Below are 24,062 nucleotides of genomic sequence, written 5' to 3'. Positions count from 1 at the left end.
AACCTTATCGCCCGGCCTCGGCCCCATCTTCAGCCGGGCGGCGGGCGGCCAGCAGGCCGGCGGTGATCGCGGCCCCGATCGCCATCCCCGCACCGAGCACCCCGGCGGCCGGCAGCGCACCCACAACCCCGACCGACGCCATCCGCCCCGGCCCGGCCGACCCCCCGGACAACACCATGAGGATCAGCAGCACCACAGCCGCCAGCAAGGCCGCCATCCCACCGCGCAGCGCGAACGCATCCCAGCCGAGGGCATCCGAATCCTCGGCCGCAAGACCCCGCCGGGCAACCACCAACCCAGCCGCGGCCCCCGCAACCAACGGCACCAGGGCGGTCAAGGCCAGCAGATACGTCGGCGTCGCCCCGTCAGCCGGTACTGCGGCCAGCAACGGCAGCGCCGGCAGATTCCCCACGTCGACCCCGGTCGGGGCGATCGTGGTCCCAACACCCAACTGGAATCCAGGCCCGGCCAGGAACGCCACGACGTACATGATCACGTTCGGTAACAAGGCAAGGCAGATCGCGAACAGCACCACCGACCCGACGATCCCGGCGTCGAGCAGCTCCAGCATCCCGGTCACCCGGGAGAACCGGATCGCCAGCAGCACGGCGTATAGAACCGACGCGACGGCCAACACGGTCAGCACACCGGCCACAGCGGCCGGGATCGCATCCCGCAAACCGTTCGGTGTCGCGTCCGCGAGATCCTCGAAGGCCCCCGACTCCACCAAGATCCCAGCCGTCCCCGCCACGATCGCCAGCGACGCCGCCCCCAGGAACGCCGACAACGGCGACACCTTCACGGCCCCGTCAGACGTCAGCAGGGCGATGATCAAGGCACCGAGCCCGTACGTCGCCGCGAACACCAGCGCCGCCGTGAGCAGATCCTTCGTCCGGTCGGCCGCGCAGACCCGGGCGGTGAACCGGCCGCCGCGATACAGGCACCAGAGGACGAACAAGGTCAGCCCGAGCGGTGCGATGGTGATCGACGCATCACCAAGCGTGGCAGCGGCCTTGTGAGCGACCAACCACACCGTGGCACCGGCCCGGACCGCACTGGATGCACCACCGAAGGTCGCCGCCAGCCAGCCGATCACGGCGACCGCGGCGCAGGTGAGCAGACCGGCGAGCAGGCAGGCCCCGGCTCCGACGACAGCCGCGACCACCACCGGCTTGGCCGGCACGACAGGGGCGGGCCCGGGCGCCTGGTGTGGTCCGCCGTCACGGGCGCCCGGACGGCTCAGAGTGTCGGTCATCTGACCTCCATGGTCGCCCGCTGCCGGGGGACCGCTCGTTCTGACACGCCGGATATGGAAGACTTCGCCGGGCTGGCTTGCCGCTGGATCATTCCAGGCCACCGGGTACCGTCGGGTGGATCAGTCAGGAGGACGAAAGCTAGTGTCTGGTTCCCATCGGGCACCGCGGGGCGGTGCTCGCGCAGCGGCGCGCGAGGCGAGGCGCGCGAAGGCCCGCCGCCGGAACCAGCTGATCGGTGTCGGCGCGATCGCGGTGATCGCGATCGGTGGTGGCGGGCTCGCCGTCGTGAACGCGTTCGGCGGGGGCGGCACCCCCGGCGGCGCCAAGTCCGCGGTGCAGAACCAGAAGGACGGCGACAAGGGCAACGGGGACCTGCTCGCCGACGCGAAGGTGCTGATCGACGGCACCGCGGCCAAGCCCCTGACCAGCACCGGCGCCTGGGCGGTCGCCGGGACCGCGGACGGCAGCGGCTCACCGGACAAGTCCTTCGTCTGCCAGGCCCAGCGGTTCGCCGACCCGGCCGGAGTACGGACCTGGGTCCGCACCTTCCGCAACGCCACCACCAAGGACACCGCGGTCCAGTACGTCGAGGTCTCCAACGACACCAGCGCCGCCGACAAGGCGTACAGCACGATCACCGGCTGGCTGGGCCAGTGCAACACCCCCCAGGTCCGGCTGGTCGCCAGCTACACGACCGAGGGGCTCGGCGAGCGCGGCGTGATCGCGATCTTCGGCCAGCCCACCGCCAGCTTGACCAACAAGTACCGCACGGTCAGCGTGACGACGGCCGGCCAGGCGACGATGGTGCTCGAATACGACAGCACCGGCGGCACCCCACCCAAGCCCGACGGCGTGCTCGCGACCGCGAGCGCCGGCCTGAAGCGGATCTGTGCCGACGCCGGCGCGGACTGCGGCACCGGCAACCTCACCGCCAAGGCCGCCCTGCTGCCGAGCCAGGAGCCGCCCGGGTTCATGGCGCCGATCGACCTGCCGGTGCTGAGCAGCGTCGACAAGCCCTGGGTCAGCGTCAGCAGCGGCATCCGGACCGGCACCGGCTGCGAGAAGATCGACCTGAAGAAGGCCAAGTCGACCAAGTCCAAGGCGCTGACGTACGTCGTCCCCGAGGCGCAGGTGCCGACCGAGTTCGGCCTGGACACCACGGTCGCCGAGTTCGCCAACCAGACGGCCGCCGCGTCCTTCGTCACGCTGATCCGCAAGAACGTGGACAACTGCCAGAAGACGACCTCGAACGCCAAGGTGAAGAACACCGGCACGCTCACCCTGAGCACGGTCAAGGGCGAGGCGTGGAAGGTCAGCTACGACACCGGCGGCGGCAAGATCTTCACCTACCGGATCGGGATCGCGGTCTCCGGCACCCGGTCGATCTACGTGCTCTACCCGGTGCTGAAGAACCTCGACATCACCGACACCGCGTTCACCGAGATCCTCACCCGCGCCTCCGAGCGCTCCGCCGCCTTCAAGTAGTCCAGCCACACGTACTGCGGGCCTGTGGCTGAGGCAGCTGCCCCGGCCACAGGCCCGTAGTACGAGGTGTTGCTACTTCGACAGACCCTGCATGATCTCGCGCATCAGGTTGGCGGTCTCGGTCGGCGTCTTGCCGACCTTGACGCCGACGGCCTCGAGGGCCTCCTGCTTCGCGGCCGCGGTGCCGGACGAGCCGGACACGATGGCGCCGGCGTGGCCCATCGTCTTGCCCTCCGGCGCGGTGAACCCGGCGACGTATCCGACCACCGGCTTGGTCACGTTCTCCTTGATGAACGCGGCCGCCCGCTCCTCGGCGTCACCACCGATCTCGCCGATCATCACGATCGCGTCGGTGTCCGGGTCCTCCTGGAACGCCTGCAGCGCGTCGATGTGCGTCGTCCCGATGATCGGGTCGCCGCCGATACCGATCGCGGTGGAGAAGCCGAAGTCACGCAGCTCGTACATCATCTGGTACGTCAGCGTGCCCGACTTCGAGACCAGGCCGATCCGGCCCTGGCCGGCGATGTCGGCCGGGATGATGCCCGCGTTCGACTCGCCCGGGGTGATGATGCCGGGGCAGTTCGGGCCGATCACCCGGGTGGTGCCGGACGCCTGCGCGGCGGCGAAGAACGCGGCGGTGTCGTGCACCGGCACACCCTCGGTGATCACCACGACCAGCGGGACGGCGGCCTCGATCGCCTCGAGTACCGCGTCCTTGGTGAACTTCGGCGGCACGAAGATGACCGACACGTTCGCGCCGGTCTCCTTGACGGCGTCGGCGACGGTACCGAAGACCGGCACGTCCTTGCCGTCGAAGTCGACGCTCTGGCCGGCCTTGCGCGGGTTCACGCCGCCGACGATGTTGGTGCCGGAGGCAAGCATCCGGGTGGTGTGCTTGGTCCCCTCGGAACCGGTCATGCCCTGGACGATGACCCTGCTGTCCTTGTTGAGGAAGATCGACATGTCCGTTGTCCCCTACTTCGCTGCCAGCTCGGCGGCCCGCTTGGCCGCGCCGTCCATCGTGTCCACCCGCTCGAGGCCGGGCAGGTTCGCCTCGTCGAGGATCCGGCGGCCCTCCTCGGCGTTGTTGCCGTCCAGCCGGACGACCATCGGCTTGTCGACGTGCTCGTCGCGGCTGGCCAGCAGCTCGAACGCCTGCACGATGCCGTTCGCCACCGCGTCACAGGCGGTGATCCCGCCGAAGACGTTGACGAAAACGCTCTCCACCTGGGCGTCTGAGATGATGATCTCCAGCCCGTTCGCCATCACCTCGGCAGAGGCTCCGCCTCCGATGTCGAGGAAGTTGGCCGGCTTCTGACCCCCGAACTCCTCCCCGGCGTACGCGACGACATCGAGGGTCGACATGACCAGACCCGCGCCGTTGCCGATGATGCCGACGGAGCCGTCCAGCTTGACGTAGTTCAGGCCCTTCGCCTTGGCCGCGGCCTCCAGCGGGTCCTCGGCCGAGGCGTCCTCGAACTCGGCGTGCTCCGGGTGCCGGAAGTCCGCGTTCTCGTCCAGGGTGACCTTGCCGTCGAGCGCCTCGACGTTGCCGTCGGCGAGCTTGACCAGCGGGTTCACCTCGACCAGCGAGGCGTCCTCGGCGATGAAGACCTGGTACAGCTTGGCGATCTCCACCGCGGCCGCGTCCAGTACGTCGGCCGGGTAGCCGGCCTGCTCCGCGATCTCCCGGCCCTTGGCCTCGTCGACACCGGTGGCCGGGTCGATCGAGATCTTCGCGACCGCCTCGGGGTTGGTGTGCGCGACCTCCTCGATCTCCATGCCGCCGGCGGCGGAGGCGATGCAGAGGTAGTCGCGGTTCGCCCGGTCGATCAGGAAGGAGAAGTAGTACTCCTCCGCGATCGCCGCGGCCGGCACGATGTTCAGCGTCTTGACGATGTGACCCTTGATGTCCAGACCGAGGATCTCGCGGGCCTGCTCCTCCGCCTCGTCGGGCGATGAGGCCAGCTTGACACCGCCGGCCTTGCCGCGACCACCGGTCTTCACCTGGGCCTTGACCACGACCCGGCCGCCGATCTTCTCGGCCGCGGCGCGCGCTTGTTCCGGCGTGGTGACGACCTCACCGACGGTCGTCCGCACGCCGTGCTTGGCGAAGACCATCTTCGCCTGGTATTCCATCAGATCCACGAGTGTGGTTCCCTCTCTGCCTGTACGAGTCGTCCGCGGCAGGCTGCGGTGCGTGAAGAGAGGCACGGTCGCCGGCGCGTTCCGTCGGCCCGAGACTAGCCACTCCGGCGAGCACCGCAACACCCGGGGTACACGCTGAGACGACTCTCACAACCCTCCTGCGGATCGTGACAGGCTGGTGCGCATGACTGATGGAACAACCAGACCAGCTGACGACTGGTGGCGTAGTGCTGTCGTCTACCAGGTGTACCCGCGATCGTTCGCGGACGCCGATGGGGACGGTACCGGTGACGTGAACGGGATCCGGGCCCGGCTGCCGTACCTGGCCGACCTCGGCGTGGACGCGATCTGGATCAGCCCGTGGTACCCGTCACCGCTGCTCGACGGCGGGTACGACGTGTCCGACTACCGGGGCATCAACCCCGATTTCGGCACCTTGACGGACGCCGACGCACTGATCGCCGAGGCGCACGCGCTCGGGATCCGGATCCTCATCGACCTGGTCCCGAACCACTGCTCCTGGGAGCACCCGTGGTTCAAGGCGGCTCTGGCGGCCGGAAAGGGTTCGCCCGAGCGGGAGCTGTTCTGGTTCCGCGACGGCAAGGGGCCGGATGGCTCGCTGCCGCCGACGAACTGGCCGGCGACCTTCGGCGGGCAGGCCTGGACCCGGATCGAGGACGGGCAGTGGTACCTGCACCTGTTCGACATCTCCCAGCCGGACTGGAACTGGGATCACCCGAAGGTGATCGAGGAGTTCGACTCGATCCTGCGGTTCTGGTTCGACCGTGGCGTGGACGGATTCCGGATCGACGTGGCCGACTCGATGGCGAAGGACTCCTCGCTGCCGGACGTGGTCCCGACCCCGGACGGCGAGGTCAGCCGGGACAAGTACGAGGGCCATCCGACGTACGACCAGCCCGGCGTACACGACATCCACCAGCGGTGGCGCCGGATCGCCGACGAGTACGCCGACACTCCGCAAGGCCCGCGAGTCTTCGTCGCCGAGGCGTGGCTGTCCCCGGCCGACCGGCTCGCGCAGTACGTCCGGCCGCACGAACTGCACTCGGCCTTCAACTTCGATGCGCTCCAGTGTCCGTGGGACGCGGAGGAGTTGCGTGAGGTCATCGACCACACCACCGAGCACTTCTGGGCCGTCGGCGCGCCGGCGACCTGGGTGCTGAGCAACCACGACACGATCCGCCACCGCACCCGGTACGGCCGGGACCAGAAGGACGCGTCGATGCCCGCCGGCACGGTGCCCACCGACCTGGAACTCGGACTGCGTCGCGCCAAGGCAGCCGTTCTCCTCGAGCTCGCGTTGCCGGGCGGCGCGTACATCTACCAGGGCGACGAGTTGGGACTGCCCGAGGTCGAGGATCTGCCGGAGGACGTACTGGACGATCCGACCTGGGAGCGGTCCGGTCGCACCGTGCGCGGCCGGGACGGTTGCCGCGTACCCATCCCGTGGAGCGGCAGCGAACCGGCGTACGGGTTCGGCGGTGACGGGCAGCCCTGGTTGCCGCAACCGGCCGACTGGGCCCCACTGACCGCCGAGTCCGAGACGGCCGACCCGGAGAGCCACCTGAACCTCTACAAGGCCGCACTCCGCATCCGCCACGACCAGGAGGCCCTGGGCGACGGCCGGATGGTGTGGGACGAGACCGCACCTACCGGTGTGCTGTCGTTCACCCGCGACCCCGGCTTCCGGTGTGTGGTGAACCTCGGCGACGAACCGGTCGCGCTGCCGCCCGCGTCCGCAGTACTGCTGTCCAGTGCACCGCTGGACGACGACAAGCTGCCCGTGGACGCTGCCGTCTGGCTGCAGGTCTGACACGCGTCAGGGGCTGGAACCCCGAAGGTCCCAGCCCCTGACGGCACTGCAACTGCTACCGGTAGCGGTCCCGATCTCGCCGGTCCCGATCCTCGCGATCGCGGCGATCGCGTTCGTCCCGTTCCCAGCGATCCCGCTCTTCCCGGTCGCGGCGGTCCCGGTCCTCCCGGTCCCGCCGATCCCGATCTTCGCGAGCCCGCCGATCCCGGTCGTCCCGGTCCCGATCGCGCCGGAAAAGGCTCACTTCACCCCGCCGGCGGTCAGACCCGCGACGATGCGGCGCTGGAAGAGCAGCACGGCGATCACCAGCGGAATGGTGACGATGACACCGGCGGCCATCTGGCTGCCGAACGGTTGATCCCGTCCCGCCGCACCGGTGAACTGCGAGATGATCACATTCGCAGTCTGCTTCTCCTTCACCTGCACCATCGTCAGCGCGATCAGGAACTCGTTCCAGGCCGCGATGAAGGTGATGATCGCCGTCGTGAAGACACCGGGGGCCGCGAGCGGCAGGATGACCTTCCGGAACGCCTGAGCAGGCGTACAGCCGTCCACCATCGCCGCCTGTTCCAATTCTCGTGGCATCTGCCGGAAGAACGATGTCAGCGTCCAGACCGCCAGCGGCAACGCGAACGACAGACTCGGCACGATCATCGCCTGATAGGTGTTGATCCACTTGATGTCGATGAACAGCTTCAGCAGCGGGACGATCAGCGAGATGCCAGGGAACATCGAGGTCGTGATGATGATCGCGAGCACGAGGTTCTTGCCCCGGAAATCCAGCCGGGCCAACGTGTACGCCGCCACCAGACCGATCACCAGGGTGAGGATCGTCACCGTACCGGCCACCAGCAGGCTGTTCGCCAAACCGCGACCGAAGCCGGTGCCTTCCTTGAAGACGTCCTTGATGTTGTCGAACGAGAACGGCCTCGGAATGATCGAGTTGTCGAACTGGTCGCTGGGCCGCCGGAATGCGGACACCATCATCCAGTAGAACGGCAGCAGGCAGTAGAGCACGATCAGTGCGACGCCGAGCAACGGCGCGTACCGGCGGAGCGGGCCGGCTTCAGCCCTGATTGTCGTAGCCATCACACACCTCCGCCTGCTGTTAGACCGCCCAGACCGGCCGCGCCTACCCCTGGCGGCGCCGAGTCACCCTTCTTCTTTTTCTTCGGCTTCCGCACTGCGGCGTCGCCGATGACATCGGCGCCGAGCAGCTTCACGAACGCGAACGCGACGACTGCCACGTAGATGAAGAGGACCGTCGCGTACGCCGCCGCTGGACCGTATCTGGTGTTGAACGCTTCGTCGTACGCGAGCATCGACAGCGTCTCGACCGAGTCCTTGTGCGGACCGACCAGCACGAACGGCAGGTCGAAGATGCGCAGTGTGTCGAGCATCCGGAAGAGAACGGCCACCAGCAGCGCCGGCTTCACCAGTGGAAGCGTGATCATGCGGAACTGCTGGAACACGGAGGCACCATCCACTTTGGCAGCCTCATAGACCTCGTTCGGGATCGTCTGCAGGCCCGCCAGCACCAGCAGTCCGATGAACGGAGCGGTCTTCCAGGTGTCGGCGATGATGACAGACGCCACCGACTGCCAACCCTCGGTGGACCAGAGGACCTGTCGGCCGATGATCGCGTTCGCGGCACCGTCTGCCTGGAAGATCCACTTCCACAACAGGGCGGATACCACGGTTGGGATCGCCCACGGGACCAGGATGCTGGCCCGGACGACGGCACGACCCCTGAACGCCTTGTGCATCACCAGGGCCATCGCGACACCGAGTATCGTCTCGAGGACGACACAGGTGACCGTGAAGAACGTGGTGTTGTAGAAGGCGTTCCAGAACCGATCGGCGGTGTCGCCGGTGAAGATCGCGGTGTAGTTGTCGAGGCCGACGAAAGTATCGCCCTCGGTGACAAAACCTGTCTCAGGGTCGACCCCGCCCGGCTGGTACAGGGACTCGCGCAACGCCGAGATGATGGGGAACAGGACGACCAGGCCGAGCACGAGCATCGTCGGCGATAGCAGGATCGCCGCGAGCTTCCCGGTGCCTTCGTCGTGACGTCTTACCTTCTCAGACGTCGGGGGTTGATTCACCGGTCGCTCAGCGGCGACCGGAGTGGGTGCACTCACCTCTGCCTCCTTCTAGCTCCGGGCGTGACCCCGGGCTCTGACAGGTCGGGGTCGGTACACAGCGTGACCGCCGTGCACCGACCCCGTCCATGGTCACTGGGTGATAAGGCTGCTCAGCTTGGTCTGCAGGTCGGTGAGGGCCTGCTTCGGCTGCTTCTTCTCGGTGAGAGCGTCGTACGCCGCTTCCTGGATGGCAGCGGTGACATCGCCGTACTTGACCACCGCAGGACGCGGTTGGGCCTTCTCGATCGAGGCCTTCAGCGGAGTTAGGTACGGGAACTTCGCCTGCAGTGCCGTGTCGTCGTACAGCGAGGCCCAGGCCGGGGCCTGCGAGGACGCCTGGAGGTTCGCGCTCTGCCGTTCCTCACTGGCCATGAACTTGATGAAGTCGGCCGCGCTGGCCTTGTTCTTCGCGAACGCACTGATCGCGTAGTTGTGTCCACCGAGGGTGGACACACCCGGGCCGTTCAAGCCCGGCAGCGGCGCAACCGCGAACTTGCCGACGACCTTCGACGAGCCGTCGGTCTTGCTTGCCAGTGCGTACTGGTACGGCCACTGACGGTGGAAGAGCAGCTTGCCGTCCTGGAATGCGCGCCGGCCTTCCTCTTCCTTGTAGGTGATCGCGGCCTTCGGGATCGCTCCGGACTTGAACGCGTTCACCAGGAACTCCAAGCCCGCCAATGCCTCCGGGGTGTCGACGTTGGGCTTGCCGTCTTCGCCGACCACCACGCCGCCGGCGCCGTTGATCGCCTCGGAGAAGTTCACGGTCAGGCCCTCGTACTTCTCGAACTGCCCGGCGTAGCAGCCCATGCCCTTGCCTTCCGGCAACGCCTGCACCTTCTGGCACGCGGTCGCCATCTCGGCCCACGTGGCCGGCGGCTGGACGCCCGCCTTGGTCAGCAGGTCCTTTCGGTAGTACAGCATCCCGCCGTCAGAGGTGATCGGGACGGCGTACAGCTTCCCGCGGTACTCGGCTGTCTTGATGGTGGCCGGGATCGCAGCGCTGAGGCTCGGGAACGAGTCTCGCGGAATCTCTTCGACCCATCTGTTGGCCGCGAACTCGGCGGTCCACACGACGTCCAGGTTGAGCACACTGAACGAGTCCTGCTTGTTCTGCGACGCCTGCACCATCTGCTGGCGCTGACCGTCAGCGGACTCGGGCAGCTCGACGACCGTTACCTTCTCCTCCGGGTGCTGGGAGTTCCATGCCGACACCTGAGCCGGCAGGAAGCCGGAGGTGTCCTTGCCGGTGGCAAATGTGATCGGACCGCGCCCTTCGAGAGCTCCCCCGGTCGTGGCGCCACCGCCAGCTTCCTCGTCACCGCCACACGCGGACGCGAGCAGCACAAGGCTGCTGGCGACGGCCACAAAGGCCGCCTTGCGTGTGTGTGATCGTTCAAACCTCATCGTGTACCTGCCCTCTCCCGATGGAACTACTTGGTTCTGCGTCGGTCGTCCACAGTTCCCCACCGTGCTGCGAGCCGCCCTATCCGGACAGTACCGAGATCTGGGGCGATGTGTCCTGAGCCACACACCTGATCGACCCCGTGACCGAACAAACGCATGGCTGTATGCGACCGCGATTCGGAAGCCCGCACAACCAGGTGTTTCTTAACGATTCGGTATTACTGACCAGTAACCCGACTGAAATGGGCAGGACTGTTCAGATCGGCTGCACTACGTCGTCAGTACGCTCCGGAGCGGATCCGTGACAGATCAGGCGGTGGCGGAGGTGTCGCCGACGTTCGAGCGGACCCAGTCGACGATCTCGGCGGTCGGCGCGCCAGGGGTGAAGATGCGACGTACGCCGAGTTCGGCCAGCGGCGCCAGGTCGGCCTCGGGGATGATCCCGCCGCCGAACACCACGATGTCGTCGGCGTCCCGCTCGGCCAGCAGCTCGCGGACCTTCTTGAACAGGGTCATGTGCGCGCCGGACAGCACCGACAGCCCGATCGCGTCGGCGTCCTCGGCGATCGCGGTCTCGACGATCTGTTCCGGGGTCTGGTGCAGCCCGGTGTAGATGACCTCCATGCCGGCGTCCCGGAGTGCCCGGGCGACGATCTTCGCACCCCGGTCGTGACCGTCGAGTCCCGGCTTGGCGACGACGATGCGCAGGGTGCTCGTGGCTGGCATGCTCTGGGCCTTTCGGTACTGGGGCGCCGCGTTGCGTCCAGATTTGCAGGCTAGCCGAGCCGCCCTTCACGGATAAGACACGAACGCGTGTGTTCCCCGCCACGCGGCCCGGGAACCGGTTACCGTTGAAATTGAAAGTGGTCGGACCTGTCGCGGGGGGTCTGATGCGAGTGAGGAGACGCCGATGAGTGCAGAGGCGGCGGAACAGCCCGGCGAACGGCCGGGCGAACTCACGGCCGAGTCCAGCCGGAGCGGTCTGCGTGAAGCTCTGGACGGGCTCAAGTACGGCGCCCGCTCGGCCCTGTCACCCCGGGTCCTGCATGGCGCGGCGATCGAGATCGGCTGGCTGACCACGCATCTGGCCATGTATCCGCTCGCACTGATGACCAGCGCGGGCGACCGTACGGACCGGCTCAACCTCAGCGGCCTCACCCCGGCCCAGCGCAGCCTGCTGGTCGGCGACGTCCGAGCCGCCGGTACGCCGATCCTGCTGGCGCACGGCATCGTCGACAACCACACCGTGTTCGCCCTGATGCGCCGCCAGCTGCTGCGTCGCGGGTTCACCCGGGTCCACACGTTCTCGTACTCGCCACTGACCCTCGACGTCCGGAAGACCGCCGAGCGGATGGGCGAGGAGATCGAGGCGCTCTGCGAGGAGTCCGGCTCGGAGCAGATCCACGTGATCGGGCACAGCCTCGGCGGCCTGATCGCCCGGTACTACGTGCAGCGGCTCGGCGGCGACGAACGGGTGCACACCTGCGTCACGCTGGGCACACCGCACCAGGGCACCGTGGCGGCCAGGTTGCTGCCCTGGCCGCTGGTCAAACAGGTCCGTCCGGACAGCGATCTGATGGCCGAGCTGGACCAGCCGGCGCCGGACTGCCAGACCCGGTTCATCGCCTTCTACAGCGACGTCGACCAGCTGATCGTGCCGCAACGGAGGGCCCGGATCAGTCACCCTGACCTGACTACGCGTAATATCCGGGTTCGCGGCGTGGGCCACCTGTCCCTGCCGTTCCACGGCGAGGTGGTGCACCAGATCACCGGTGCACTCGCGAACCTCGACGAGCGGGTCCCCCGCACGGAAACTGCCTGATCCGGCAGCTTTCTGACGGGGAAAGGCGGATGCACGTGCAGCCGCTCATGCAAAGGTTTCGTGAAGGAGTCGCAGAAAAGTGGGTGGCAGGGTTTGTAGCCTCGTGACCCATCCGTTATGGTGCTTGAGCCCCTAGGGGGAATAAACCCCGAAGGGCGGGCGAGGGCTTCGGCCCCACCCCTAGCCCCTCCCCTGTGACCGAAAGGCCACGTTGTGTCCCAGCACCGTGCCGCGGGCAACCGCGTCACGCCAGGCAACGCTGCGCGCAAGAACGGCGCAGGACATAAGAGTGCCAAGCATCGCGTCGCCCGGCGTAACACCCCAGGTAGTACCCAGATAGTCGGTTTGACCGCAGCCCTCGCGGCGGCGGCGGGAGCTGTGGGGTTCAGCCACAGCTCGCTGGCCTCACCGACCCAGGCGAACTCTGCGGTGAACGTCGCTGCGCTCTCGATGGGGAACAGCCAGCTCTCCGAGGTCACCACGGCCCGGATCGAGCGGCGCCAGCTGGCCACCCGTGACTCCTCCCGGGTCCAACTCGCCAGCTCCGATGTCAACAAGAAGCAGGCCGCGGCCGACCGGATCTCCCGGGCCCGGGCCGCCAAGCTCGACGCCACCCGGGCGCTGACCGCCAAGCGGGCCACCGCTCTCGCCGCCGCCAAGGCCGCCGCGGACGCCGCCGCCCAGAAGGCGCGCGAATCGGCCACCCGCTGCGAGATGGTGATCTCCGACTACCGCATCACCGCCACCTTCGGGCAGGGCGGCAGCCGCTGGGCCAGCGTGCACACCGGCGTCGACTTCGCCGCCCCGATCGGCACCAAGATCCGGACCGTGATGAAGGGCGAGGTCATCTTCGCCGACTGGGCCGGTCCGTACGGCCGGCAGGTGCAAGTCAGGCACGAGGACGGCACCGTCACCTGGTACAACCACATGTCGAAGTTCAGCGTCGAGGTCGGCGAGACCGTGTACGCCGGGGACCAGGTCGGCGCGGTCGGCGTCACCGGCAACACCACCGGCCCGCACCTCCACTTCGAGGTCCACCCCGACGGCGGCCCCGCCATCAACCCCCTCCCCTGGCTCCGTAACGACTGCGGCCTCAACGTCTGATCCACCTCCCCGCGGCGACGCGGTGGTTGAGAACACGGTCGAATTCAGCGGGATCCGGCTGAGGAACGCTCGGGTGCGGTGACATGATGGCCGCATGATGGCGGGGCGGGAGGTAGCTGAGGCTGCCTGGAGGTGGGTGCTCGACCAGGTCCGGTGGGACGACCACGGACCCTGGATCCCGGAGGAGATCGAATCCCCGGAGGTCCGGCCCGATCGGAACGGTTCGTACGGCGGGACCGGTGGACTCGCGTACGTACTGGCAGAGATCCGGCTCAGCCGGCCGTGGACCGCCGAGGAGAAGGAGCTGGCGGACGCGATCGCCGGTCAACTGGCCGCCGCGATCCCGGCCGAGGAGGACTGCACGTTCTTCGACGGACTGGTCAGCTCGATCGGGGCGCTCACAGCGCTCGGGGCACCTGGTGCGGATGCGGCCGTCGAGCGGCTCGCGGGCCTGGCGACGCCGACCGGGTGGCCGCAGACGAGCGTCGGACCGCCTCGGTATCTGCCGGATGCGCGGATCAACGACATGACGCTGGGCACGGCCGGAGTACTGCTGGGTGCGTTGTGGGCCCGGCGTCACGGTGTGGAGGCTCAGCCGGTGGCGGAACACGCTGCGGGGGTGCTGCTGGCTGAGGCAGAAGTGTTGCCGACCGGGATGAACTGGCCGTTCGTGTCCGATCGCTTCCGCGTCGAGCCCGGCGGGGTGCAGATGCCCAATCTCTCGCACGGGGTCGCCGGTGTGGCTCTCACTCTGGCTCTGGCCGGCGCCGAGCTCGACCGGCCCGATCTGGTCGCGGCAGCGCGCGGTGGGGCCGAGCACCTGATCTCTTTGGGGACCACGGACGGCGAGGGATTCGTCGTACCGCGGTATCTCCCGCGCGATCACAACGACGAGGACGAGGTCACGTACACCTGGTGCCACGGGGTGAGCGGGACGTCGCTGCTGTTCACGGCGCTGGACTATGCCGGCGTCGACGAGGTCGCGGGTGAGGCCCCGCTGACCTGGCATCGACGGTGCCTGCACAGCGTCCGAACGTCGGGTCTGCCGCAGCGGCTGCATCCCGGCTTCTGGGACAACGACGGACGCTGCTGCGGTACTGCGGGAGTCGGCGAGGTGTTCCTGGATTCGTGGCACCGGTCGGGGGAGCCGGGGGACCTGGAGTTCGCCCTGCACCTGGCGGACGTGTTGGTCGAACGGGCGATTCGGGAAGGGCCGCACGCGTACTGGCGATTCATCGAGCACCGGGCCGATCCGCCACTCCTGCCCCCCTCGGTCGGCTGGATGCGGGGCGCGGCCGGTATCGCCGCCTTCCTCTTCCACGCCGCCCGCGCCGCAGACGCCCCCACCGCAGACGCCTCCTCCGCACCGCCTGTCCCCCGCATGGACACCTGGTGGAACTGCGCCCAGCCGTAAACCTCAGCGGCGCCAGACCTCGGCGGTGGTGAGGAAGGCGGACGAGCCGGGTTTGTCCTGCGAGTTGTCGACCTGGACGAAACCGGGGACGGACGCGCCGCCGATCGAGATGGTGGCGGAACGGACCGGGGCGATCACCAGGCTGAGGCTGTGCATGCCGTCGGCGAGCTGGAAGTTGTCGGTGGCGAACTGCCGGCGGTCGAGGACGCCGCCCATCTCGATCTGGATGTCGGCCGCCTTCGCGGTCAGGCCGTTGGCCAGGTTCATCGAGACCTGGACCAGGTCGCGTTCGACGGCGGGCTCGTGCCACGGCAAGCCCTGGACCTCGAGGAACGAGCGGACGAAGTACCGCTCCAGCCAGGCGGCCAGGTCGACGTCCTCCGACACCACCCGGACGATCCCGTCGAACCACAGGATGACCGCGGTCCCGCTGCCGCGGACAGACCAGTCGACCATCCAGATCGACGCGTACGCGGTGACCTTGCCCTCGGTGTCGAACAGCCGCAGCCCAGGATTGGCTCCCGCCAGGATGATCCGGCGGTTGCTACTGTCTGACGCCTTGGGCATGGGCAGAGCCTGTCGTCCGGGAAGGGCCGAGTCCCAAGCGTGGCTCAGCCGGACCCGAACCGCAACGCGAATGCTCGAAAACTACCCGCTCTTCACATTCGCGCACGCTCACCGGGCACCCGGCGACCGCGGCGTACGGATTCAGATCTTCTGCACCGGCGCGTAGCGGAGGAGGAGCCGTTTGACGCCCTCGGAGCCGAAGTCGATGTCCGCCTGGGCCTGCTGGCCTTCGCCCCGGATCACCACGACGGTGCCCATGCCGAAGGTGTCGTGGACCACGCGATCGCCCGGGTTGAGGGCGATCACCGGCTTGTCCGACGCGGTCCGGCGGGGCGGTTCGTACCGGCTGGAGATCCCGCTGCCACGGGTCGTCCCGGTACCGGACCAGCGGGTGATCGCGGACTCGTCCCGGCGCCAGTCGAGCAGCTCGGCCGGGATCTCCTCCAGGAACCGCGACGGCGGGTTGTACTGCGGTGCCCCGTACGCCGACCGGACGGCGGCCCGGGAGATCGCCAGCCGCTGCCGCGCCCGGGTGATCCCGACGTACGCGAGCCGGCGTTCCTCCTCCAGCTCCTTCAGATCGGTCAGCGACCGGGAGTGCGGGAAGACGCCGTCCTCCATCCCGGTCAGGAACACGACCGGGAACTCCAGCCCCTTCGCGGTGTGCAACGTCATCAGCGTGACCACGCCACCGTCGTCGGCCGCGTCCGGGATCTGGTCCGCGTCGGCGACCAGGGCGACCCGCTCGAGGAAGGCCTGCAGATCGGCGGCTTCACCGGCCGCGGTCCGCTCCTCGACGAACTCGCGGGCCACCGAGATGAACTCGTCCAGGTTCTCCAGCCGGGTCTCGTCCTGCGGATCCGGTGACTTCTGCAGTTCCTCGTAGTACCCGGATCGGTGCAGGGCGACGTCGAGGATGTCGTCCGGCGGGGCGCCCGAGTCGACCATCGCGGTCAGCTCGTCGAGGATGTCGACGAAGGCCTGTACGGCGTTGACGCTGCGACTCGCCATCGCCGGAGCATCCTCGGCCCTGCGGAGCGCCGCGGCGAACGAGATCCGGTCGCGGGACGCCAGCGCCTCGATCGCGGCCTCGGCCCGGTCGCCGATCCCGCGCTTCGGCACGTTCAGGATCCGGCGGAGCGAGACAGTGTCCTCGGGGTTCACCAGCACCCGCAGGTAGGCCAGCGCGTCGCGGACCTCCTTGCGCTCGTAGAACCGGACGCCGCCGACCACCTTGTACGGATGGCCGGTGCGGATGAACACTTCCTCGAACACCCGGGACTGCGCGTTGGTCCGGTAGAACACCGCGACGTCCGACGGCTTGACCCCGTCGGCGTCGGAGAGCCGGTCGATCTCGTCGGCGATGAACTGGGCCTCGTCGTGCTCGTTGTCGGCGACGTACACCGCGATCTGCTCGCCCGGGCCGGAATCGGACCACAGGTTCTTCGCCTTGCGGCCCTCGTTCCGGGCGATCACCGCGTTCGCCGCGGACAGGATCGTCTGGGTGGAGCGGTAGTTCTGCTCCAGCAGGATCGTCTCGGCGCCGGCGAAGTCTTCCTCGAAGGCGAGGATGTTGCGGATCGTCGCGCCACGGAAGGCGTAGATCGACTGGTCGGAGTCGCCGACCACCATCAGCTCGGCCGGCGGCGCGGTCGGGCCGTTGTACGCCGGGTCGTCCTCGCCGCAGAGCTCCCGGATCAGCGTGTACTGCGCGTGGTTGGTGTCCTGGTACTCGTCGACCAGGACGTGCCGGAATCGTCGCCGGTAGTACTCCCGGACCTCGGGGAACGCCTGCAGCAGGTTGACCGTGGTCATCAGCAGGTCGTCGAAGTCCAGCGCGTTCGCCTGAGCCAGCCGCTCCTGGTACGTCCGGTAGCACTCGGCATACGTCTCCTCCAGGTGGTTGGAGGTCTTCGAGGCCGCGGTCTCGTGGTCGATCAACTCGTTCTTCTGGGTGCTGATCCAGTTCAGGACGGCGCGCGGGTTGTACCGCTTCACGTCCAGGTCGAGCTCGCGGCAGACCAGTGTCATCAGCCGGCGCGAGTCGGTGTCGTCGTAGATCGAGAACGTCGAGCTGATCCCGAACCGCTTGATGTCGCGGCGCAGGATCCGCACACAGGACGAGTGGAACGTCGACACCCACATCAGCTTCGCCCGCGGCCCGACCAGGTCGACGACCCGCTCCCGCATCTCGGCCGCCGCCTTGTTGGTGAACGTGATCGCCAGCACCGCGCCCGGATGCACGTCCCGCGCGGCCAGCAGATACGCGATCCGCCGGGTCAGCACCCGGGTCTTGCCCGACCCGGCGCCCGCGACCACCAGCAACGGTTTGCCCGCGTGCACGACAGCGGCCCGCTGCTGCGGGTTGAGCCCTTCGAGCAGCGAATCCGGATCGGTCCGCTGCTTTTTCGGCTCCTCGAGCGGCACCGGCAGTTCATCGGGAGAGAAGAGGGTCGTCATCACCACCACCCTAGACACTCCCCCCGACAATCCGCGTACCGCGCCCGCGCCGCGCCCCGCCGCGCCCGCGTAGCCCCCACTTTGAGCACCGCCCGGCCAGATTTCCGCCGCAGAAATGGACGGGCGGTGCACAAGGTCGGGGTTTGGGGGCGCCGCGTTGGCTTAGAGCAGAGTCGCTGGCAGCAGAAAAGGTGGGGTGGGACGGGGTGGGCGGTCAGGGTGGAGACATGGCTGATGAGAACAAGGCGCCGATGTTCAGTGAGCAGGCGCGGATGGAGTTGTTGCGACGGCGGGTCGTCGTACTGGACGGGCAGTTGGACGACGACAACGGGACCTTGCTGGCGACGCAGATCATGACGTTGGCGGCGGAGGATCCAGGGACGGACGTCGCGCTGTGGATCCACTCGATCGGTGGATCGGTGCCGTCGATGCTGGCGATCCGGGACGTGATGCGGCTGGTGCCGTGCGACGTTTCGACGGTCGTACTGGGGCTGGCGTGCAGTGCCGGGCAGTTCCTGTTGTCCGGCGGGACCAAGGGGAAGCGGTACGCCCTGCCGCATGCGCGAGTGCTGATGCACCAGGGGTCGTCGGGGATCGGCGGATCGGCGGCGGAGATCGAGATCCAGGCGAACGATCTGCGGCACATCCGCGACACCGTGCTCGGCCTGATCGCCGAGGACACCGGGCAACCGCTCGACACCGTCTACGAGGATTCGTTGCACGACCACTGGTACACGGCCCGGGAGGCACTGGAGTACGGATTCATCGACCACATCGTCGAGTCGTTCGACCAGGTGATGCCGGTTCGCGTCCAGACCACGGAGGTGGCCCGATGAGCTCGTACACGATTCCCAACGTCATCACCCAGCACCCGCGCGGCGGCGAGCGGATCATGGACGTCTACTCGCACCTGCTGTCCGAACGGGTCATCTACCTCGGTACGGCGATCGACGCGGGCGTCGCGAACGCGCTGATCGCCCAGTTGCTGCACCTGGAGGCCGACAAACCCGAGCAGGAGATCAACCTCTACATCAACTGCGAGGGGGGCGACATGACCGCGATGCTGGCGATCTACGACACCCTGCAGTTCGTCCGGTCACCGATCGCGACGTTCTGCGTCGGCCAGGCGATCGCGGCCGGCGCGGTCCTGCTCGCGGCCGGCGAACCCGGTCGGCGCGCGATCCTGCCGCATGCCCGGGTCGTCCTGCACCAACCGGCCGCCCGCGGTCAGGGCACCATCCCGGACCTGATCCTGCAGGCCGACGAGGTGGTCCGGGTCCGCGGTCAGGTCGAGTCCGTCCTGTCCGCCCACACCGGCCAGCCGATCGGGAAGCTGCGGCACGACACCGACCGCGACCACGTCCTGGACGCCGACGCCGCCCGCGCCTACGGCATCGTCGACGAGGTGATCCGCCACCGCATCACCCCCGCCCTGTTCCCGAGTCAGGCAGCCGTCTCCGCCTGACAACCCGTACTACGGACCGCTCAAGGGCTGGGTCGGACGTTCCTCGAGATGCTGGGAGATCCGGTCGACCTTGGCCTCCAGGCGTTCCATGTCCTCGGCGTCGACGCGGAAGATGATGTGCTTGGCGCCGAGCAGCAGGACCGCCTGGAAGACCAGCTGGAGCCACTCGCTCTGCCAGTTCTCGAACGTACTGGCGAAGAAGTTCACCAGGTAGTCGGCCCAGGCGAACGCCTGCTGGTGCTCGGCCTGGTCGGTGCGGAACTCGCTCAACTGGGTGAAGAACTGCCCGATCCAGGAGCCGAGGAACAGTAGCGCGAGCAGGTAAACGGCGCCCCACCGCCGCATGTGGGTGTTGGGCCGCCGGTGTTCGCGTGGATCCGGTGCGATGTCATCTGAGGTCATGGCCCTCCGGTACCCGGATAGGCCGACCGGAATCCGGGCAGCCCGGACGGCCCCGCCGCTGGTTGCTGAACGACGGGACCTCGGGGGATCGGTCTCTCGAGCGACCTGACCCCTCCTTATGGCCCAAGTGCCCAGAACAGGTCCCGGTATGCGTGCCCGCGAATTACCGCCGGGATCGGCTCTCCCGGGGCGGAGTCGATTCCGGCAGCTTGCGGGTGTCGATCAACTGCTGGGCGACGTCGCGAAGCTTGGTGTTGGTGTCCTGCGAATACCGCTTGAGAATCGCGAACGCCTTGTCACCGTCCACGTCGAAGCGTTCCATCAGAATGCCCATCGCCTGGCCGACCAGTTTCCGGGCGTCGACCGCCTGCGCCATCGTCTCCTCGTGCCGCGCGGTGGCGACGGCGACAGAGGCGTGCCGGGCGAGGATGTGCGCGATCGCCTCATCGTCGGCGCTGAACGCGTCCGGCTCGGCGCTGTACAGACCGAGTACGCCGACGGTCCCGGCCGCCGTCGTCAGCGGTACGTCCAGCACGCTGCGAACGCCCAGGCCGAGCACCTTCGTCGCCCAGTCGGGCCAGCGGCCGTCGGTCGCGGTGTCGCGGACCAGGACTGTGGCGAGGTCGCGCATCGACTCGACCAGCGGGCCGTCGTCGCTCGTCATCTGCAACTCGTAGATCTCGGCGACGACGGGATCCGTCACCGCGGGGATCTCGGGCCGGGCGCCGCGGGCGGCCAGCGCGATCCCGGCGTGCGAGCAGTTCAGCGCCTGGAGGGCGAACTGCACGACAGCCTCGATCGTCTCCTCGACACCATCGGAGTCGTGCAACTCGACCGCGAGCGCGGCGAACATGTCCGCCGCCTCGCGGGCCGGATCGGTGGGTTCCGAAGGCTCCTCAGCCTCCGGCGGCGCACTGGTGCTCTGGTCCATGACCCTAATGATGGGGCACCGGCTCGACTAAGCGAACAAATGAGTTTGCGATCGGGGCCCCGAAGTGACGAGGGTGCCGTCATGACTATTCATCATCAGGTGGTTGGCGACGGGCCGGCGGTGTTGCTGGTGCACGCCGGGATAGCGGATTCGCGGATGTGGGCACGGCAGGTGGCGGATCTGCGGGTCGACCACCAGGTGATCACGGCGGATCTCCGCGGGTACGGCGAAACCCCGCTCGCGCCGGACGCGCAGTACTCGGATGCGGACGATCTGCTGGAGCTTCTCGACGTACTGCGGGTCGAAAGAGCGGCCGTGGCCGCGGCGTCGTACGGAGCCAATGTGGTGTTGCAGGCGGCGACCAGGCAACCGAATCGGTTCAGCCGGCTGGTGTTGCTCGCACCGCCGGTGGACGGAGTGGAGCCGACGGAGGACATCCGCGCGTTCTGGGCCGAGGAGAACCGGCTGCTGGAAGCGGGCGACGTCGACGGAGCGACGGCCCTGAACGTCGAGACCTGGCTGGGCCCGGAAGCCGACGACGAGGCTCGCGTCCTGCTGTTGGCGATGCAACGTCACGCCTTCGAGATCCAGCTGGCCGCGGGAGATGTGGAGAGCGAGGAGTACCCGATCGATCCAGCCGTGATCACGGCACCCGTGAAGCTCTTCTCCGGCGCCCACGACCTTCAGTTCTTCACAGTCGGCGCGGTCGCCCTGGCCAAGGCACTGCCCAACGTCGAGCACGTCGAACTCCCCTGGGCCGGCCACCTCCCCACCCTCGAACGCCCCGATGAAGGAGTCGCCCTCATCCGCAACGCGCTCACCTGAAACCACAACGTCCGAAGAACCTTGGGCTATAACCCAAGGTTCTTCGGACGTAACGGCAGGAAACGGAATCAGTCGGCGAGGGCGCCCATCGGGTCCCAGGCGGGGAGGACGATCGGGGCCTCCTCGAAGCGGGCCTGGAGCTCGGCGGGGAGGGCCGACCGGCGGACCGCGATCTCGAAGACGTGCTCGCCGAACCAGGAGTCGTTCATGGTCCAGAAACCGCTGTCGGCCTTCTCGTCGCCCCAGCTGTTCTCCACCCGCCAGCGACGCGGCCTGCCGTCGACCAGGTCCACCCCGGTGAACAGCATCGCGTGCGTCATCAGCGTCTCGTGGTGCAGCAGCCGCTCGGCCTTGTCCAGCGTGAACTCGGTGTCGTAGACGGCCCCGAGATCGAACAGCTTCGCGTCCCAGAAGCCGAGGTCGGCCGACATCTGCTTGCCGACGTCGCAGCCGAACCAGACCGGCTCACCACCGACGATGGCGTCCTGGGTGAGCTGCTTCATCAGGTCCATCTCGACGTTCAGGTAGACCACCGGCGGCGCGTCGATCACGTTGCCCAGGTAGTCGACCGTGAAGGTCCGCCCGGTCGGGCTCGACTCGCGCGGATCGTGCACCAGGCAGACGTACTCGTCGACCGGCAGCGTCACGTACGCCGCGGCGAACTCGGCCGGCGTGGTCCAGCCGTCCCGGTGGAAGCCCTTGTCGCTGTCCTTCCACTGCCACAGGAACTTCTGCGGCGGCGTACCGAGGTGGATGCTCAGCACCCGGTGGATCGTGGTCAGCAGTTCGCCCTTGCGGGCCCGCTGCGCCTCGGCGCCGTCGAGCTTGCGGAGGTCACGAGCGCCCTGCCGGAGCAGTTTGCGGAGCGTGTCGTTCATCTGCGCGGTCGCCGACGAGCTCTCGGTCTCCGGCATCGCGGTCTTCGGCACCAGGCCGTGCTTGCGGACCAGCGCGACGAACATGTTCCACTGGCCGCCGTCACCGATCGGGTCGGACAGCAGGTGCGCCACGGTCCGGTCGTCGACGTCGCGGTCGGCGGTCTCGATGATCGCCTCGAGGAAGAAGTTCGCCCGCTCGAACTTGTCCCAGAACAGCAGGTAGTTCTGGGAGAACTCGAAGTCCTTCACCTGCAGCTTCCCGGCCGCACCGGCGCGGAGCAGGTTCAGGCCGGCGAACAGCCAGCACCGGCCGCTCTTCTTCTGGTTCGTCACCTTCCAGTCGTCCAGCAGATTCGACACCGAATGGTCGATCGAGGTGACGATCTGGCGATCCAGGGCGATCTTGGTGACCGGGGTCTCCGTGACGGCGTTCTGCATCACCCGGTACTGCGGGTTCGACGCGAACTCCTTCTCGAAGAGCGCGAGCTGTTCGCTAGTGAGATTCCGCTCCATAGGAGTCGACGGTATAACAGCACCAAAGCCCATGACGGACCCGCCGGGGTGGCGAATGTGTGCCCTGTCCACAGCCCGCCACCCCGCTGCCCTTCCCATCTCGTACTCCGGACGCCGGGCGCGCGCTACTCGGTCGATCCAGGCGCTCCCAACGCCTCGGGACTGCCGACTCGATCAGCCGTACGCCGATCCGCTGGGGCGCCTACCGACGACCGTTCGACTGCCCCGATCGCGATCGCGCCCAATGCCGCCACGACGGCGAAAACGTAGAAGCCCCAGGGGAACGCGATCCCCGCGGTGAGCAACGCGCCGCCGACGATCGGCCCCGTGATCGCGCCGAGCCGGCCGACGCCCGCAGCCCAACCGAGGCCGGTGGCCCGGTTCTCCGCGGAGTACACGCGACCGATGTACGCGTAGACAAGGACTTGGGCCGCGAAGACGAAACAGCCGGCCAGCAGCACCACGACGTACAGGAGCGGGCCTGGCAGCCGCACACTCAGCAGCGCGAGCGTGATCGCGCCGCCGGCGAACCAGGCGACCGTGACAGGGCGGATGGCGACCCTGTCGGCGATCCGGCCGGCGCAGAGCAGGCCGCAGATCGCGCCGAGGTTCAGCACCAGCAGCAGGCTCAGGGCGGTACCGAGCGGGTAGCCGGCCTCCCGCATGATCTGCGGCAGCCAGGTGTTCAGGCCGTAGACCAGCAGCAGGCCCATGAAGGTGGTGACCCAGAAGGCGATCGTCGGTCGCCGGAATCCCGGCCGGAGCAGGGATTTCACCGGGTCGAGCCCGGCACCCTGTTTGAACACCGGCGACTCCGGCAGGTGCCACCACATCAGCGGCAGCAGCACCACCGCGGGCGCCGCGCCGATCACGAACATCGCCCGCCAGCCGAGGCTCGGGATCACCAGGATGCCGAGCAGCGCGGTGAGCATCGCGCCGACGTGGTAGCCGGTCATGATCAGCGTGGTGGCGCCGCCGTTCCGGCCGGCCCGGGAGTACTCCGTCACCAAGGTGATTGCCGTCGGCAAGCATCCGCCGAGGCCGATGCCGGCCAGCAGCCGGAGCAGGCCCAGCACCTCCGCGGACGGTGCGAACGCGCACAGCAGGGTGAAGAAGGAGAACGTCGCGACCGCCACCAGCATCGCTCGACGCCGGCCGATCAGGTCGGTGACGGTACCGATCGCCAGCGCGCCCAGCATCATCCCGACCAGGCCCGCGGTCGCCACCGCCGCGGCCGTCGACGGGGTGTAGCCGAACACCTTGCCGCTGAGCAGGATCGGGGTGATCGAGCCGAGCACGACCAGGTCGAAACCGTCCAGCATGACGGCGGTCCAGCACAACGGACGTACCCAGACGCGCCCTGGTTGTTCGTGGATCGTGGACATCCGAACCTCCGCTCCACTCCGACGGGTG

21 protein-coding genes are annotated in these 24,062 nt (G+C 68.1%); 8 read left to right on the top strand and 13 right to left on the bottom strand.

Translation table 11 applies throughout. The annotated features are described in order from the left end of the window. Nucleotides 1-4 precede the first annotated feature (4 nt). Nucleotides 5-1,255 (bottom strand): cell division protein PerM, encoded by a 1,251-nt coding sequence (locus tag EV643_RS33310; RefSeq protein ID WP_133804162.1) that lies wholly within the window; start codon nucleotides 1,253-1,255, stop codon nucleotides 5-7. A gap of 142 nt (nucleotides 1,256-1,397) precedes the next feature. Between EV643_RS33310 and EV643_RS33305 the strand changes: the two genes are divergently transcribed. Continuing rightward, entirely contained in the window at nucleotides 1,398-2,741 is a 1,344-nt protein-coding gene (locus EV643_RS33305; RefSeq protein ID WP_238165961.1) for a hypothetical protein, read from the top strand. Nucleotides 2,742-2,813: 72 nt separating this feature from the next. Here EV643_RS33305 and sucD read toward each other — a convergent pair whose 3' ends face one another. Continuing rightward, complete coding sequence (sucD, locus tag EV643_RS33300) at nucleotides 2,814-3,704, bottom strand: succinate--CoA ligase subunit alpha (protein WP_133804161.1); 891 nt, start codon at nucleotides 3,702-3,704, stop codon at nucleotides 2,814-2,816. 12 nt (nucleotides 3,705-3,716) lie between these two features. Continuing rightward, a complete protein-coding gene (gene sucC / locus EV643_RS33295) occupies nucleotides 3,717-4,889 on the bottom strand; it encodes an ADP-forming succinate--CoA ligase subunit beta (protein WP_133804160.1) in 1,173 nt (390 codons plus the stop codon). Between the two features lie 184 nt (nucleotides 4,890-5,073). On the opposite strand from sucC, the gene EV643_RS33290 reads away from it, so the two are divergent. After that, nucleotides 5,074-6,720 carry a glycoside hydrolase family 13 protein gene (locus tag EV643_RS33290; RefSeq protein WP_133804159.1) on the top strand — a complete coding sequence of 549 codons (1,647 nt, stop codon included), beginning with the start codon at nucleotides 5,074-5,076 and terminating at the stop codon, nucleotides 6,718-6,720. Between the two features lie 240 nt (nucleotides 6,721-6,960). Here the strand turns inward: EV643_RS33290 and EV643_RS33280 are convergent, their stop codons facing one another. The 4 genes from EV643_RS33280 to icmB all read right to left on the bottom strand — a co-directional run bounded on the left by EV643_RS33280 (nucleotide 6,961) and on the right by icmB (nucleotide 10,994). Continuing rightward, a complete protein-coding gene (locus tag EV643_RS33280; RefSeq protein ID WP_133804158.1) occupies nucleotides 6,961-7,809 on the bottom strand; it encodes a carbohydrate ABC transporter permease in 849 nt (282 codons plus the stop codon). Continuing rightward, nucleotides 7,809-8,825 carry a carbohydrate ABC transporter permease gene (locus EV643_RS33275; protein ID WP_238165968.1) on the bottom strand — a complete coding sequence of 339 codons (1,017 nt, stop codon included), beginning with the start codon at nucleotides 8,823-8,825 and terminating at the stop codon, nucleotides 7,809-7,811. Before EV643_RS33275 ends, EV643_RS33280 begins: the two co-directional genes overlap by 1 nt. 129 nt (nucleotides 8,826-8,954) lie before the next feature. Then, a complete protein-coding gene (locus tag EV643_RS33270) occupies nucleotides 8,955-10,229 on the bottom strand; it encodes an ABC transporter substrate-binding protein (protein WP_238165960.1) in 1,275 nt (424 codons plus the stop codon). A gap of 348 nt (nucleotides 10,230-10,577) precedes the next feature. Next, a complete protein-coding gene (icmB, locus tag EV643_RS33265) occupies nucleotides 10,578-10,994 on the bottom strand; it encodes a coenzyme B12-dependent isobutyryl CoA mutase small subunit (RefSeq protein WP_133804156.1) in 417 nt (138 codons plus the stop codon). Nucleotides 10,995-11,178: 184 nt separating this feature from the next. On the opposite strand from icmB, the gene EV643_RS33260 reads away from it, so the two are divergent. The 3 genes from EV643_RS33260 to EV643_RS33250 all read left to right on the top strand — a co-directional run bounded on the left by EV643_RS33260 (nucleotide 11,179) and on the right by EV643_RS33250 (nucleotide 14,608). Further along, nucleotides 11,179-12,090 carry an esterase/lipase family protein gene (locus EV643_RS33260; RefSeq protein ID WP_133804155.1) on the top strand — a complete coding sequence of 304 codons (912 nt, stop codon included), beginning with the start codon at nucleotides 11,179-11,181 and terminating at the stop codon, nucleotides 12,088-12,090. 345 nt (nucleotides 12,091-12,435) lie between these two features. Then, nucleotides 12,436-13,194, top strand: coding sequence for a M23 family metallopeptidase (locus EV643_RS33255; protein WP_166665669.1), 759 nt, complete (start codon nucleotides 12,436-12,438; stop codon nucleotides 13,192-13,194). Nucleotides 13,195-13,288: 94 nt separating this feature from the next. After that, entirely contained in the window at nucleotides 13,289-14,608 is a 1,320-nt protein-coding gene (locus EV643_RS33250; protein ID WP_202869873.1) for a lanthionine synthetase LanC family protein, read from the top strand. A gap of 3 nt (nucleotides 14,609-14,611) precedes the next feature. Here EV643_RS33250 and EV643_RS33245 read toward each other — a convergent pair whose 3' ends face one another. After that, entirely contained in the window at nucleotides 14,612-15,175 is a 564-nt protein-coding gene (locus EV643_RS33245; RefSeq protein WP_133804154.1) for a hypothetical protein, read from the bottom strand. Nucleotides 15,176-15,316: 141 nt separating this feature from the next. Beyond that, nucleotides 15,317-17,635, bottom strand: coding sequence for a DNA helicase PcrA (gene pcrA, locus EV643_RS33240; protein WP_133804153.1), 2,319 nt, complete (start codon nucleotides 17,633-17,635; stop codon nucleotides 15,317-15,319). A gap of 227 nt (nucleotides 17,636-17,862) precedes the next feature. Between pcrA and EV643_RS33235 the strand changes: the two genes are divergently transcribed. After that, nucleotides 17,863-18,471 carry a ClpP family protease gene (locus EV643_RS33235; protein ID WP_133804152.1) on the top strand — a complete coding sequence of 203 codons (609 nt, stop codon included), beginning with the start codon at nucleotides 17,863-17,865 and terminating at the stop codon, nucleotides 18,469-18,471. Beyond that, nucleotides 18,468-19,100, top strand: coding sequence for a ClpP family protease (locus EV643_RS33230; protein WP_133804151.1), 633 nt, complete (start codon nucleotides 18,468-18,470; stop codon nucleotides 19,098-19,100). Before EV643_RS33235 ends, EV643_RS33230 begins: the two co-directional genes overlap by 4 nt. A 9-nt stretch (nucleotides 19,101-19,109) precedes the next feature. Here EV643_RS33230 and EV643_RS33225 read toward each other — a convergent pair whose 3' ends face one another. Next, entirely contained in the window at nucleotides 19,110-19,502 is a 393-nt protein-coding gene (locus EV643_RS33225; RefSeq protein ID WP_133804150.1) for a DUF6766 family protein, read from the bottom strand. Between the two features lie 163 nt (nucleotides 19,503-19,665). After that, complete coding sequence (locus EV643_RS33220) at nucleotides 19,666-20,433, bottom strand: GAF and ANTAR domain-containing protein (protein WP_133804149.1); 768 nt, start codon at nucleotides 20,431-20,433, stop codon at nucleotides 19,666-19,668. An 81-nt stretch (nucleotides 20,434-20,514) separates the two neighbouring features. On the opposite strand from EV643_RS33220, the gene EV643_RS33215 reads away from it, so the two are divergent. Next, a complete protein-coding gene (locus EV643_RS33215; protein WP_133804148.1) occupies nucleotides 20,515-21,258 on the top strand; it encodes an alpha/beta fold hydrolase in 744 nt (247 codons plus the stop codon). A 68-nt stretch (nucleotides 21,259-21,326) separates the two neighbouring features. Here EV643_RS33215 and EV643_RS33210 read toward each other — a convergent pair whose 3' ends face one another. Next, nucleotides 21,327-22,649 carry a C1 family peptidase gene (locus EV643_RS33210; RefSeq protein WP_133804147.1) on the bottom strand — a complete coding sequence of 441 codons (1,323 nt, stop codon included), beginning with the start codon at nucleotides 22,647-22,649 and terminating at the stop codon, nucleotides 21,327-21,329. 125 nt (nucleotides 22,650-22,774) lie between these two features. Further along, complete coding sequence (locus tag EV643_RS33205) at nucleotides 22,775-24,034, bottom strand: MFS transporter (protein WP_133804146.1); 1,260 nt, start codon at nucleotides 24,032-24,034, stop codon at nucleotides 22,775-22,777. Between the last annotated feature and the right edge of the window lie 28 nt (nucleotides 24,035-24,062).

This window comes from Kribbella caucasensis (genome assembly GCF_004361855.1).
In the GTDB taxonomy this organism is placed as follows: domain Bacteria; phylum Actinomycetota; class Actinomycetes; order Propionibacteriales; family Kribbellaceae; genus Kribbella; species Kribbella caucasensis.
This window is presented reverse-complemented; position numbering and strand designations above follow the sequence as displayed.

Excerpts from the sequence above, each read along its gene's own strand:
- EV643_RS33310 (WP_133804162.1), bottom strand. The coding sequence starts at position 1,255 with ATGACCGACACTCTGAGCCGTCCGGGCGCCCGTGACGGCGGACCACAC.
- sucD (WP_133804161.1), bottom strand. The coding sequence starts at position 3,704 with ATGTCGATCTTCCTCAACAAGGACAGCAGGGTCATCGTCCAGGGCATG.
- EV643_RS33290 (WP_133804159.1), top strand. The coding sequence starts at position 5,074 with ATGACTGATGGAACAACCAGACCAGCTGACGACTGGTGGCGTAGTGCT.
- EV643_RS33280 (WP_133804158.1), bottom strand. The coding sequence starts at position 7,809 with ATGGCTACGACAATCAGGGCTGAAGCCGGCCCGCTCCGCCGGTACGCG.
- icmB (WP_133804156.1), bottom strand. The coding sequence starts at position 10,994 with ATGCCAGCCACGAGCACCCTGCGCATCGTCGTCGCCAAGCCGGGACTC.
- EV643_RS33260 (WP_133804155.1), top strand. The coding sequence starts at position 11,179 with ATGAGTGCAGAGGCGGCGGAACAGCCCGGCGAACGGCCGGGCGAACTC.
- EV643_RS33250 (WP_202869873.1), top strand. The coding sequence starts at position 13,289 with ATGATGGCGGGGCGGGAGGTAGCTGAGGCTGCCTGGAGGTGGGTGCTC.
- EV643_RS33245 (WP_133804154.1), bottom strand. The coding sequence starts at position 15,175 with ATGCCCAAGGCGTCAGACAGTAGCAACCGCCGGATCATCCTGGCGGGA.
- pcrA (WP_133804153.1), bottom strand. The coding sequence starts at position 17,635 with ATGACGACCCTCTTCTCTCCCGATGAACTGCCGGTGCCGCTCGAGGAG.
- EV643_RS33235 (WP_133804152.1), top strand. The coding sequence starts at position 17,863 with ATGGCTGATGAGAACAAGGCGCCGATGTTCAGTGAGCAGGCGCGGATG.
- EV643_RS33230 (WP_133804151.1), top strand. The coding sequence starts at position 18,468 with ATGAGCTCGTACACGATTCCCAACGTCATCACCCAGCACCCGCGCGGC.
- EV643_RS33225 (WP_133804150.1), bottom strand. The coding sequence starts at position 19,502 with ATGACCTCAGATGACATCGCACCGGATCCACGCGAACACCGGCGGCCC.
- EV643_RS33220 (WP_133804149.1), bottom strand. The coding sequence starts at position 20,433 with ATGGACCAGAGCACCAGTGCGCCGCCGGAGGCTGAGGAGCCTTCGGAA.
- EV643_RS33215 (WP_133804148.1), top strand. The coding sequence starts at position 20,515 with ATGACTATTCATCATCAGGTGGTTGGCGACGGGCCGGCGGTGTTGCTG.
- EV643_RS33210 (WP_133804147.1), bottom strand. The coding sequence starts at position 22,649 with ATGGAGCGGAATCTCACTAGCGAACAGCTCGCGCTCTTCGAGAAGGAG.
- EV643_RS33205 (WP_133804146.1), bottom strand. The coding sequence starts at position 24,034 with ATGTCCACGATCCACGAACAACCAGGGCGCGTCTGGGTACGTCCGTTG.